The following is a 10993-nucleotide window of genomic DNA, read 5'->3' on the forward strand; positions in this document are numbered from 1 at the left end:
CGCGGCGGGGGCAGCCTCGGGGGCCGGCGCGGCGGCTGCGGTCGCCTCAGGAGCGGCCGGGGCAGCAGCGGGTGCGGCGGCGTCGGCGGCGGCGGGCGGGTCGGCTGCGGCAGGCACGACCGGATTGTCGGACTGCTGGCCGAGCCACGCCACGAGCGCCTTGCGCTCTTCGGGTTTCTTGATCCCGGCAAAGCTCATCGTCGTGCCGGGCACGATCGTCTTGGGCGCGGCGAGATAGTCCTCGAGCAGTTCCGGCGTCCACGGCTGGCCCGCGCGCTCCTGCATCGACTTGGAATACTTGAAGCCCTCGACCGAGGCGGCGGGGCGGTTGACCACGCCCCAGAGGTTGGGGCCGACCTTCTTCGCGCCGTCCTTGGTCACGGTGTGGCAGGTCGCGCAGAGCTTGAACAGCTTCTCGCCGTCCTGCGCGGCCAGCGGCGCGGGGTGGGCCAGCAACACCGCCGCACCCAGAAACAGCAACCCCGCGCCCGTCGAGGGGCGGGTGGGAATTGGAAAGATGCGGCTGGCCGTGATCTGCTGGCGTGTCATCGTGGTGTCCCTGGCTGGGCAGGCGCAGCCCTGCCTCGTGCTGTGACCGGGCGGCGTGCGCCGCCCGGTCGATGCGTGCTGGGGTCAGTTCTTGGCGGTGGTGTACTGGGTGCAGGCCCAGGTCATGCCGGCCGGAGCTTCGCCGGCCATGCCGGACATGCCCGACATACCCGACATGCCACCCATGCCGCTCATCCCCGACATCCCGCCCATGCCCGACATCCCGGACATGCCACCCATGCCCGACATGCCGCCCATGCCGTCCATGCCCGACATGCCACCCATGCCGCCCATGCCCGACATGCCGCTCATGCCGCCCATGCCCGACATGCCACTCATGCCGCCCATGCCCGACATGCCACCCATGCCCGACATGCCGCCCATGCCCGACATGCCGCCCATGCCGCCCATGCCCGACATCCCGGCCATGCCACCCATGCCGACCATCGCGGCAGCAGCGGTCGGCAGCAGGGTCCACTGGGTACAGGCCCAGCCGTCGTGGCCAGCCATGCCCGACATCCCGGACATCCCGGACATGCCACCCATGCCGGACATCCCCGACATGCCGCCCATGCCGGACATGCCGCTCATGCCACCCATGCCGGACATCGACTGCGCCGACGCCGCCGACGCGGCGGTGCACAGGGCCACGATCGCGATCTTCTTCACCAGGCTCATTTCCAGTCTCCCTTGAGGTTAAGTGTCGTCCCGTTCTCCGGGACAGTCATCGCGCGAGGCGATCCGTGTCAGCGCTGTGCCAGCCGCGGATGTCGTAAGGCCCCGGCATGCCGGGATTGCCAAAGAAGAAATGCCACATCCCGACATCGTCGAGGAATTGAAGCGAGGGCGGATAGGGCTTCGAGATCCCGTGCAGCGCCCGCTCGTACCAGGCCGAGGACTTGCGCACCGCGACGATGTGGGGCACCGCCGCCGGCCGGCGATCCGGCGCCAGCCCGGCGATGTAGCGCAAGGGCTGGACGGCCCCGACCTCGGGCGGTGGCGCCACGGCGGCGGGCGCGGGCACGGTCTGCGCCGCGGCGACCCCGGCCGCCCCGGCGGCGAGCGTGGCCGCGAAAATCAGAGTTCGGATCGTGGTGCTGGCGGCGCGAGCCTGCTGGCGCATGACGACAACCCTTCGCTGTGGTTGGCTTGACGTTACCCTGCCCGACACGATGCGCTCGGGTAAACAGTCTCGTGATCGGGTTGATAAAGGAAAAATCGTGCGCCGGGCGCGACCGGACTGCCATTCTGTCAGGTCGGGCCGAAGCGCATCAAAACCTGTAACTTCTCGCCCGCTGACAGTTTGTCAGGCCGTGTCAGATCGGGCAGTCTGCGACATAACGCCACGCTCGGCCGCGGCTTGCCGGCGCCCCCGCCGGGCCGCACCCTCGGCCGCGTTTCACCGCCCAGACCCCGAATCGGAGGCCCCATGCGCGACCAGATCGAAACCGCCATCGACGCGCTGCCGGACGCGGCGGGCACCCCGGGCCGCTGGGTCGCCCGCGGCCTGATCCGCGTCGTCAGCCTCTCGGGCGGGGCCTCGGCCGGGGGGGCCGAGATCCCCGGCGCCACCGCCCGGCTGGTGGTCGAGCCGACCCTGCCCGAGGCCGAGCGCCCGGCGCTCGAGGCCGCGCTGCGGGCGCTGCCGGGCACCCTCCCCGACCTCGCGGCGGTCGAGATCGCCCATGCGACCGCCGTGCCCGACCTCGGCGGCGCGGCCCGCCCGGCCCCGCGCGAGCTGGCGGGCGTCGGTCACGTCATCGCCGTCGGCGCCGGCAAGGGCGGCGTCGGCAAGTCGAGCGTCGCGGTCAACCTCGCCGTCGGGCTGGGCCAGCGCGGGCTGCGGGTGGGGCTGCTCGACGCGGACATCTTCGGCCCCTCGGCGCACCGGATGCTGGGCGCGACGGGCCGCAACGTGGCGCGAGAGGACGCGCTGATCCCGCTCAGCGCGCACGGGGTGGCGCTCGTCTCGGCCGGCTCGCTCTTTCCGCCGGACTCGGCGCTGATCTGGCGCGGGCCGATCCTCGTCAACACCCTGCGGCAGATGCTGTTCGACGTGGCCTGGCCGGCGCTCGACGTGCTGGTGGTGGACCTGCCGCCGGGCACCGGCGACGTGGCGCTGACGCTGGCCCACCAGGTCGATCTGACCGGGGCGATCGTGGTCACCACGCCGCAGGACATCTCGCTGATCGACACGCGCCGGGCGCTCGACCTCTTCGACCGGCTCGAGGTGCCGGTGCTGGGCGTGGTCGAGAACATGAGCACCCACGTCTGCAGCGCCTGCGGCCACGAAGAGGCGATCTTCAAGACCGGCGGCGGGGCGGCGCTGGCCGAGGCGACGGGGATCGAGTTCCTCGGCGCGCTGCCGCTCGACGGGACGGTGTGCGAGGGCGGCGACGCGGGCGCGCCCTTCGTGCTCGAGGACGGGCCGGCGGGGCGGGCGATGGGCCGGGTCGTGGACCGGATCGCGGCGCTGCTGGGCGCGGCCTGAGCGGGGGGTGCCTGACCAGCGGCTGCGGCGCGGCTCAGCGGGCGGCGCTTGGCCGACCGCCGCAGCGCTGACCCTTACTCGGCCACCTTGCGGACGAACTGGGACTTGAGCCCCATCTGCCCGATCCCGGGGATGCGGCAGTCGATGTCGTGGTCGCCCTCGACCAGCCGGATGCCCTTGACCTTGGTGCCGACCTTGACGACCGCCGACGAGCCCTTGACCTTCAGGTCCTTGACGACCGTCACCGTGTCGCCGTCGCGCAGCAGGTTGCCGACGCTGTCGCGGACCTCGGGGGCCTCGGCGTCGCCCGCACCGGACTGCCACTCATGCCCGCACTCGGGGCAGGCAAGCCCCGCGTCGAGCGCGTAGGTGAAGCTCGATCCACATTCGGGGCACGGAGGCACGGCGTCGGTCATACCCGCGCCTATAGCCGCCGCAGGCGGGCGAGGCCAGAGGCGGCGCGGATTAAGGGCGGTGTACGCGGATCGCCTCATCCAGCTGGGAACGTTCCGACAGCGGTTGCGATGAACCCGACGCTACACGACAATCGTTAGCTCTCTCAAGAGGTGTGCCTGGTCGGGAGGAGCGGGATCCCACGCGCAATTTGCTGCCGGGCGGTAGGGGCTTGCGCGATACCTCCAGTTCGGCGCGCACCTGCCGGCCGCCCTCCGCCTCGAGGCGGACGGATACAAGCTTCTCGGCCATGGCGATAATTCCCCGTTTGATGCGTAATTGACGTATGCGCCATCGACGCACATACATTGGATGGCCGTGGTGAGCATCGTCAGGACACGGGAATTCCAGCGACGCTCACACTGCCTCATGTCAGAGGCCGAGCGGCTTGAGCCAATCGATTTCGTGGCTCGCAACCTGCTGACCGAGGTCTCCATCGGTGGCGGAGTCAGGAAGTTCCGGTTTGCCTGCGCGTGGCGGCATGAGCGGCGGTAAGGGTGATCCATTTTCTTCAGCCCGGAGCACGAGACGCCAATCTTCCTGATCACGGTCTTCGCAAAGAACGAGAAGGCGAACCTGACACAGGTCGAGACGGAAGCTGGGAAGCAACTGGGCGTGGCCCTTGCCGCAAGCTACAGGAGGACGAGATTAGCGACGCATTCACCAGCATCGAGAAGGGGCCTGAAGGAAGCGCTGGCGCATGCCCGCGGCGAAGGGCTTGGCAAAGCGCACGAGACTGAGCTGCCCGAGCCGGAGGTACAGGCGATCCGCTCGCGCACGGGGCTCTCCCAATCCGAATGCGCTCGCAGCATCTGGGTGAAGAAGGGCGCGCTCCTGACTTGGGAGCATGGCGGCGCAGCTCAGAGGGACCGGCCCGGGTGCTTCTGGCGCTGATTGACCAGAATCCGCAGATCGTCCAGCGTACGCTGGTGGGCTGAGCCGGTGGGGGCGGGCTTCCCTCCAGCTGCTCGTTCAGCAGGCGCACCATCACCGCCTCGATCTCCGGCAGGAGCTTGGTGGAGATCGGCGCATTCACTCCCAGCACCTGCGCCATGGCGAGCGCCGCGCCCATTTCCCCGCCCACGACGGCACCGGGAACGACTCGCAGCTGGCCGCCGAGCTGTTATGTCAGATTCCAGACCTGCCAGCCCTCGACGGTCCGGGGTCGGTTCAGCTGTGCGGGACAGTCGGGAGACCTGCGTAGTCTGCGCACTAGCTGTCGCCCCCGCCGAACGACCAATCGGCGAACGCGCGCAGACTCTTTTTTCCGCATCCAGCATCAACGCGCGGGGGACATTCTGGCTCTGGAAGCCTTCAGATACCGGCCAGACCTCAAGAAGCGCGTCGATACCGCCAGATGAGAGGAGCAGGGGGGTGGCCCCGCTCGTCGCCGCCCCCTCCTCCCAGTCCGGCACCGCGAGGCGGGCGACTGCCTTGGCCATGCCAGCGCCATTGTCTCGATTCTGGCTGTGTCGGGCAAGGTGGACAGTGCTGGGTCGGCCTGCGCTGCGACCATTAGCGCGGTGTTCAGCGGTGCCACTTTCAGCCGCAAACCGGGCAGCAACGTCAGCAATTCGGGGTTGTTCAAGAGTTTCAGCGGATCGTGGTCAGTTAATCGCGCCGCTGTTGACGAGGGCGGCGGTGCACATGCGGACGGGGCCGGTGGGCTTGGCAGCCTCCCATTCGAAACTGGTCTGCAGTCTGGCAATTCTCCACCCGCGGAACCGGCAGGTAGACGGCATGTGCCGTGAGCGTGAAGCTGGCGTTGGCACCGAGGCTGTAGGCAAATTCGAGTTCGCAGGGGCTCCCGTCGATAGCCTGCGTCACCACCGCACTGTCGGCGAAGCGCACCTCGATCCGGCCGGTCAGCGAGGCCATGCCCGGATCGGCGCCATCAAATCTTCCCGTCGTTGCGGATAGTCTCGATCCGGTCGAGCGGTTCGAATAGGTGATCTCGGCCGAGCAATCTCGGCAAGCTTGCCACCTATGCCGTGTCCTTGGCCACCTTAACAGCAGAGCGCTGGGTCGCGGAGATGGCGGCGGCGCCACTCTCAGTTCGAGGCGTTGCCATGGCGCTGGTCGTGCTGCGTGGCGCCCTGATCCGTATCGGCATCGGGGGCTGATCGTCGGCGCAGGCGAGCTGTACTATCAGTTCTCCCGCTTCGTCGAACGGGTGGGCGGCGTCGGCGAAAGCTTCTACCTGCTCGGCGACCCGGTAGGGAAGTCTAGTCGCGCATAGGCCTGTCGCTCGACGCGCCCCTCGCCCGCATGGCCGCGGGCTGGGAAGTGCTTAGGGCCACCAGCCTCTCTGCCCTTGAGGCACCATCACCGGCGTGGTCGGCTTTGGTGATCGGACCGCGGCGGTGTTCCACTGCGCCCATGACGCGGACATCGCTATCTGGCGCCGGCTTCCCGGCGCCATCGCGACTTTGCCTTTCGGGCGGCGAACGGACTGATAAGCGGGGTCGAAGCGATGCTGAACGGCGTAGTCAGCCGGATCAACCTCTTTATCACCGCGCTGAACGGCGCCGGCGCGCTGCTGCTGCTCTTCCGCATGGCGCCCCGTGCCATCGCCAAGCGTGTCGGCATCTTCGACAGACCTGACAGCTTCATCCATCCTTATAAGCGGATGGGCGTGATCAAGGAGCCACTAACCCCGGTCTTGCGGCGGCGCGCACCATCAGCGCGATGTACATCCCGTCCCAGTCATAGCGCGCGGTCGAGCTGATGTGCGAGGCCGGGCGACGCAGCAGATCGCAGTCCGCCTCGAAGCGGCGCACGTCCTCGGCCATGATCAGCAGGTCCGGCGGCGTGACCTCGATGCCTGCCGGATCGTCGATCATGATCCATTCGCGTTAGTTGTTCGACCGCATGCGCCGCAGATGGCCTCTGGTCGGCCCGGTTCCGCAGTGCCGGAACATCTGCAGCATATCGGTCACCGGAACCACCACATATCCGGCGACGATTTACATCCCGGACGTCACAGGCGCAATGGCCATGACGATGTCGAACTTTTCGACGGACGCCCAGCTGGCGATGTCGGCCAGGGTGCAGTCCCAGCGGACGGCGGCTTCATGCAATGTGAAATAGACGGGAGGCGGCAATGCCATGCCTCAACTCCTGTTGTTGTCGTTTGGAAACAGGCTGTCGCTCCGCGCTCCTGGCGGAGGCAGCCTTGGACCTGGCAGTCGGAAAAATTCAGATCAGTCGCGCGGGAAATTCGCCGCGGCGGGGCGCCCGGGAAAGATCAGGCGCAGTTCAAATATTATCTCGACCATCCCTGCTCCCCCTCTCACATCGCCCCCGCGAACCACTCGCCTAGAAGGCGAAAAGCAAGAACAACGAGAAACACAAATCAACTCGGCGGCCGCACATCGAGGCAGTGCTTGCGCGGTCCGGACAGGAGGCAGTTCGCAGGTTTGGCTGATGTCCATGACCCAGCGACGCGCGGCCGGAACATGGCGGCTATTCGGAGCGCCGGCACCCGACCCGAGATCATGATCAGGCGCGGCCTCCATACCCGCGGTTCGCGTTTCAGGCTGCATGACAGCAAACTGCCGGGACGCCCGGATTTGGTTCTGCCCCGCTTCCGCGTCGCCCTCTTTGTTAATGGCTGCTTCTGGCACGGTCACAACTGCCCTCTGTTCCGGTGGCCTGGAACCCGCACTGATTTCTGGAAGACGAAGATCGGCGGGAACATCGCGCGCGTTCAGCGGAATGAAGCACAGCTCGCTGCGCTGGGCTGGCGGATAGGTGTGATCTGGGAATGTGCCCTCAAGGGCCCACGCCGGCTGTTGGTCGAGGAGATGCTCCACGATCTTGCCGCCGCGGTGCAGGGCAGCGCGGCGACATTCTCGTTTCAGGGCAGCAAGTCGGGGCCGGACAGAGTCACCAGCGCTAAAGGCTGATAATGCGTGCGTCATAGTAGATATCGCGCGCCGCGGCCCGGATATCGTTGACGCGGCACTGCGACCTGCGCTTGTTCAGTCGCGGCTTGCCGGGGCAGTATTTTGGCGCGGGGTCCAAAAACAACGTGCTTTTGTGGAGCGCCTCGAAAAGCTGTTCAGCTGAAGTTTCTCTGCACCACATGATTTCCTTGAAGAATTGTAAACTGAACTTGTACTCATCGGCGATGAGCTCCGGATCGGAGCATGGGACCTTCGTTGCAGGTAAATAAACCGCTTCGTTGTGCTTGGCCGTCCAGCAGTTGAGGATGCGCTCGAGGCTCCCTCCCGCAGTAAGAACACCTGCGTCATCTGTCAGCGCCAAATGCACGTTCTTGTTTGCGCTGGCAGCCAAGGCAGATAGGGTGTGCGGGCGGTGCGGTATTGCACTCCTCGAACACCGCCGGCGTCGTTAGACCGCGATCTACCCAGATCCCGACCACGTGCCCTTCGCTTCGGCAGCCGGGCCGTCCCGAAATCCAGCACCGCGCCGTCGAGGTAAGGCACCGGGTCTTTGCCGAGCGAGCAATCGAGCCGGGCAACTACCCGCCGAGCTGCTGCCGCGATGTCCAGCGCATAGACCCGACGGCGGGCGCTCGCCTGTTCGTCCTGCCATGCGGCGTTGCCGAGATGCCCATGATGGCCGGTGATCGGGTGGGCGATGATGGACGTTGGGATGTCGTCCAAGTCGTCCTCGGCAACGACGAACCTCGCGCTGCCGCGCTGCACGAGCAGTCCGGCGCCCATCAGCGTCTTTCCGGCGCCGCCCATTTGCGCCAGCGCCATGGCCGAAACCCGCGCTTCGCGGGTCCCGGCAATGGACGAGAGCAGCCGGCGGCCGGCCAGATCAATCCTCGAAGAGCTGCAGGTCATCGACCAGGATCCCCCAGCGCCGCAGGTACTTCTCGCCGATCATCTGCTCGGTCGCGGTGCGGTCCTTCAGATCGCAGCCATGAGGCCAAGGGATTGTCAGGGCGAGCGTGCGCCGGCGGTTGCCTCCCGGGCGGCGGGCGAGCTTAACGGCGATCTTGGCCCGCGTGACTACGTAGCCCTCGCTCAGGGGCGTGCGATCCCCGAACCTTTCCTCCGCCTTTGTCCAGATCGTCTCGTCGGCGCGCGCGGGCTTCTCCCGCGCCACCCTGAAATCGCTGTCGTCGATCGGGACGCAACTCGCGCACCTCAACGCCCCATTCTCTACGGCCCTCCGGGTACTAGAGAGACGTATCGCCTCAAGAACGATTACCTGCCGCGATACCAAGACGAGGCCGGGGATCGCTTTGAGTTCGTGACGTTTCATCAGAGCAACGCGTACGAGGACTTCGTCGAGGGCATTCGACCTGTCACAGAGAACGGCACCGTCACCTACGAGGTGCGGCCAGGGGTGTTGAAGCCGCTTTACGATCGGGCCCGGCGCGCGCCGGACAAGCGGTTCGCCCTCTTCATCGACGAAGATCAATCGCGGAAACGTCGCCAAGGTTTTCGGCGAGCTGATCACGCTGGTCGAAGTTGATAAGCGCATCCGCATCCGCATCCGCATCCGCATCCGCATCCGCATCCGATGCCTTGGGAAACCGCTTGGCGAGCTGCAAGGGCCTCGAGGTGACGCTCCCTAACTCCGGTGAGCGTTTCGGAGTGCCCGCGAACGTCGACGTGATCGGCACCATACACACCGGGGACCGCTCGATCACTCTGCTCGACAGCCTTAAGACACCGGTTCCGGTTCGAGGAACTCACGCCGAAGCCGGAACTGCTTGAATCGATCGATGACAGCGAGGGCAACGCGATTGACCTGCGTCAGCTTCTGCTGGCCATGAATGCCCGCCTGTCCCGCCTGCTGCATCGCGACCAGACCCTCGGCCACAGCTACTTCTACCACGTGAAGTTCTTCGACGAGCTGCGCGGGGTCTTTGCCCGGGAGATTCTGCCATTCCTGCAAAAGGCGTTCTACGACGACTGGCGGCAGATCCGATACGTCCTCGCCGACCAGGCCGTCGAGTAGGGGCTGCAATTGGTCCGGGTGCGCGCGCAGTGTGCTGCCGTGCTCTTTCCAAAGGCGGACCCGACCGAAATCGGGGACGGCGAGGCGTTCGAGATCATTCGGGAAGACGAGATCACACCGGACGCAATCCGCAAGATTTAGGAGCCGCCAGAATGAGGCGCGTGACCTTCCGAGAGAGGGAGGGCGTCAGCATCGGCCCGCCGGCGAGATTAGCGAGCTCGAGGCAGAAGGGATCGCGAAACTCGCCGGACGTCTGCCACCCGGGGTCCTCGCATGGAGCCACCGGTGATTGAAGTTCGGGCTGTTTTGCGGGGTCCTACAAACCGAGCAGCTGGCAATCGAGATACTTCCAAAGATCGACCATGGAAGCGATAGCAGCAAAGACATGCGGGGCCTTCTGGTGGCCATGCTTGCGCGTGCAGGTGAGCTTGGGTCGCAGCGCGTGGGCGATGCTGACCTTGGGCAACAGCACAGCCACCTCCTGGACGTTTTCATCGAGGATTTCTGCAGCCAGGTGAAATCTGCGCTTCGAGGCGGGGCCATTGCCCGGTACTCGGAGAGGACGGAGAACCTCAATGCCATCCGCGGACAGCTCGAGCTGACCGAGCACCTGCGCGCGAACGCCTTCGATCGTTCTCATCTGCTCTGTCGTTTCGACGAGCGCAGCATCGATAACGCCTACTATCAGGCGCTGAAGGGCGTCCTGCGAATCCTCCTCGGATTCGCGCTGAGCCCGGAGATCCGGGCGATGGCGGCGGCGTTCCTCCATCGCTTTGACGAGGTGACCGATCGCAGGGTCAAGGCATGCCACGTCGGCGCCCTGCGGTTTGATCGCACCATCCGACACTGGGAACCGGTGTTTGCGCGGGCCCGCTGACTGCTGACAGGCCTCTACTCGGATGCTCGCATCGGCGACGCAGCGGGCTCCGCTCTGCTGTTCAACATGGAGAAGCTCTTCGAGACGGTGCTCGCGCTGCGGATCCGGCGTGCCTGTCAGATGCAATTGGGCGGTCGCCTCTCGGTCGCGCGCGCTGCAGGGCCATACGAAGAACCTCGCGACGGCGGGCTTCCAGCTGCGCCCAGACATCACCGTTCAGAGCGGAGACGAGTGCGTCGCCATCTACGACCCAAAATGGAATTGTCTCGATCTCGCCGAACCGAACTCGGGCATCTCGAGCGGTTATGCGTATCAGATGAACGCCTACGCCAGTCGCTACCGCTGAAAGCGACTCGCGCTCGTTTACCCGGCCTCAAGGGACTGCCCGCGAGAAAGGGTCACCGAGTTCGTGCTCATGACAGAAGAGCGGCCGGTACTGGATGTTATCGCGATCGATGTTCGAGAGCTCGCCTTTGGCAGCGGGTTCCCGGCCGGTATCGATGCGATGATCCCAATCGAGCCGCACTGGACGCAACGGTCATCGCAGGCACCGATTTACGAAGCGGTATGAAGGACTTCGCCCCTTTTGCTCCCACAGTGCTTCCACGGGTGTTGGAAACGCGCACGCCGCCCCTTGGGGGCGGCGTTTTCGCGTGCGGAACCGTGTGGGGAGATATGGT

Annotated in this window: 19 protein-coding genes; 6 read left to right on the forward strand and 13 right to left on the reverse strand. The window is 66.1% G+C overall.

Going from position 1 to position 10993, the window contains the following annotated elements; all coding sequences use genetic code 11:
• From ACFHYO_RS14110 to ACFHYO_RS14120, 3 genes are all read right to left on the reverse strand, one after another.
• Positions 1-549, reverse strand: a 549-nt coding sequence (locus tag ACFHYO_RS14110) for a c-type cytochrome (protein WP_394321210.1), incomplete at its 3' end; no start/stop codon positions are given.
• Positions 550-633: 84 nt separating this feature from the next.
• On the reverse strand, positions 634-1227 hold the full coding sequence (locus tag ACFHYO_RS14115) for a hypothetical protein (RefSeq protein WP_394321212.1): 594 nt from the start codon (positions 1225-1227) through the stop codon (positions 634-636).
• 46 nt (positions 1228-1273) lie between these two features.
• A complete protein-coding gene (locus ACFHYO_RS14120; protein ID WP_052171824.1) occupies positions 1274-1672 on the reverse strand; it encodes a hypothetical protein in 399 nt (132 codons plus the stop codon).
• 306 nt (positions 1673-1978) lie between these two features.
• Here ACFHYO_RS14120 and ACFHYO_RS14125 point away from each other — a divergent pair, with 306 nt between their 5' ends.
• Complete coding sequence (locus tag ACFHYO_RS14125; protein ID WP_394321214.1) at positions 1979-3040, forward strand: Mrp/NBP35 family ATP-binding protein; 1062 nt, start codon at positions 1979-1981, stop codon at positions 3038-3040.
• A gap of 74 nt (positions 3041-3114) precedes the next feature.
• Here ACFHYO_RS14125 and ACFHYO_RS14130 read toward each other — a convergent pair whose 3' ends face one another.
• The 6 genes from ACFHYO_RS14130 to ACFHYO_RS14150 form a co-directional block, all read right to left on the reverse strand.
• A complete protein-coding gene (locus ACFHYO_RS14130) occupies positions 3115-3456 on the reverse strand; it encodes a zinc ribbon domain-containing protein YjdM (RefSeq protein ID WP_394321216.1) in 342 nt (113 codons plus the stop codon).
• A 581-nt stretch (positions 3457-4037) separates the two neighbouring features.
• Positions 4038-4601, reverse strand: a complete 564-nt coding sequence (locus ACFHYO_RS16170) for a DUF7697 family protein (RefSeq protein WP_446728969.1) — start codon at positions 4599-4601, stop codon at positions 4038-4040.
• A gap of 503 nt (positions 4602-5104) precedes the next feature.
• Complete coding sequence (locus tag ACFHYO_RS14135) at positions 5105-5542, reverse strand: phage tail tube protein (protein WP_446728968.1); 438 nt, start codon at positions 5540-5542, stop codon at positions 5105-5107.
• A 241-nt stretch (positions 5543-5783) separates the two neighbouring features.
• Positions 5784-6110 carry a hypothetical protein gene (locus ACFHYO_RS14140; protein ID WP_394321218.1) on the reverse strand — a complete coding sequence of 109 codons (327 nt, stop codon included), beginning with the start codon at positions 6108-6110 and terminating at the stop codon, positions 5784-5786.
• Between the two features lie 22 nt (positions 6111-6132).
• Positions 6133-6336: a hypothetical protein gene (locus ACFHYO_RS14145; RefSeq protein ID WP_394321220.1), complete on the reverse strand. Its 204-nt coding sequence runs from the start codon at positions 6334-6336 to the stop codon at positions 6133-6135.
• 123 nt (positions 6337-6459) lie between these two features.
• Positions 6460-6603, reverse strand: coding sequence for a hypothetical protein (locus ACFHYO_RS14150; RefSeq protein WP_394321221.1), 144 nt, complete (start codon positions 6601-6603; stop codon positions 6460-6462).
• 309 nt (positions 6604-6912) lie between these two features.
• Here ACFHYO_RS14150 and ACFHYO_RS14155 point away from each other — a divergent pair, with 309 nt between their 5' ends.
• Positions 6913-7401 carry a very short patch repair endonuclease gene (locus ACFHYO_RS14155; RefSeq protein ID WP_394321223.1) on the forward strand — a complete coding sequence of 163 codons (489 nt, stop codon included), beginning with the start codon at positions 6913-6915 and terminating at the stop codon, positions 7399-7401.
• On the opposite strand, the gene ACFHYO_RS14160 is transcribed toward ACFHYO_RS14155, so the two are convergent.
• Genes ACFHYO_RS14160 through ACFHYO_RS14175 form a run of 4 tightly spaced genes read right to left on the reverse strand, consistent with a single transcriptional unit; the run spans position 7391 to position 9101 of the window.
• Positions 7391-7762 (reverse strand): hypothetical protein, encoded by a 372-nt coding sequence (locus ACFHYO_RS14160; protein ID WP_394321225.1) that lies wholly within the window; start codon positions 7760-7762, stop codon positions 7391-7393. The genes ACFHYO_RS14155 and ACFHYO_RS14160 overlap by 11 nt on opposite strands.
• Positions 7753-8310 carry a hypothetical protein gene (locus tag ACFHYO_RS14165; RefSeq protein WP_394321227.1) on the reverse strand — a complete coding sequence of 186 codons (558 nt, stop codon included), beginning with the start codon at positions 8308-8310 and terminating at the stop codon, positions 7753-7755. The genes ACFHYO_RS14160 and ACFHYO_RS14165 overlap by 10 nt, the downstream gene beginning before the upstream one ends.
• Complete coding sequence (locus ACFHYO_RS14170) at positions 8285-8893, reverse strand: hypothetical protein (protein ID WP_394321229.1); 609 nt, start codon at positions 8891-8893, stop codon at positions 8285-8287. Before ACFHYO_RS14170 ends, ACFHYO_RS14165 begins: the two co-directional genes overlap by 26 nt.
• Complete coding sequence (locus tag ACFHYO_RS14175) at positions 8877-9101, reverse strand: hypothetical protein (RefSeq protein WP_394321230.1); 225 nt, start codon at positions 9099-9101, stop codon at positions 8877-8879. Before ACFHYO_RS14175 ends, ACFHYO_RS14170 begins: the two co-directional genes overlap by 17 nt.
• 125 nt (positions 9102-9226) lie before the next feature.
• Between ACFHYO_RS14175 and ACFHYO_RS14180 the strand changes: the two genes are divergently transcribed.
• The 4 genes from ACFHYO_RS14180 (at position 9227) to ACFHYO_RS14195 (ending at position 10884) form a co-directional block, all read left to right on the forward strand.
• Complete coding sequence (locus ACFHYO_RS14180) at positions 9227-9436, forward strand: hypothetical protein (protein ID WP_512700652.1); 210 nt, start codon at positions 9227-9229, stop codon at positions 9434-9436.
• A 289-nt stretch (positions 9437-9725) separates the two neighbouring features.
• Positions 9726-10313: a 5-methylcytosine restriction system specificity protein McrC gene (locus tag ACFHYO_RS14185; protein ID WP_394321234.1), complete on the forward strand. Its 588-nt coding sequence runs from the start codon at positions 9726-9728 to the stop codon at positions 10311-10313.
• Between the two features lie 22 nt (positions 10314-10335).
• Positions 10336-10659, forward strand: coding sequence for a 5-methylcytosine restriction system specificity protein McrC (locus ACFHYO_RS14190; protein WP_394321236.1), 324 nt, complete (start codon positions 10336-10338; stop codon positions 10657-10659).
• 63 nt (positions 10660-10722) lie between these two features.
• Positions 10723-10884, forward strand: a complete 162-nt coding sequence (locus tag ACFHYO_RS14195; protein WP_394321237.1) for a hypothetical protein — start codon at positions 10723-10725, stop codon at positions 10882-10884.
• Positions 10885-10993: the final 109 nt, after the last annotated feature.

It is taken from the genome of Paracoccus panacisoli (assembly GCF_042435015.1).
Classification (GTDB): domain Bacteria; phylum Pseudomonadota; class Alphaproteobacteria; order Rhodobacterales; family Rhodobacteraceae; genus Paracoccus; species Paracoccus panacisoli.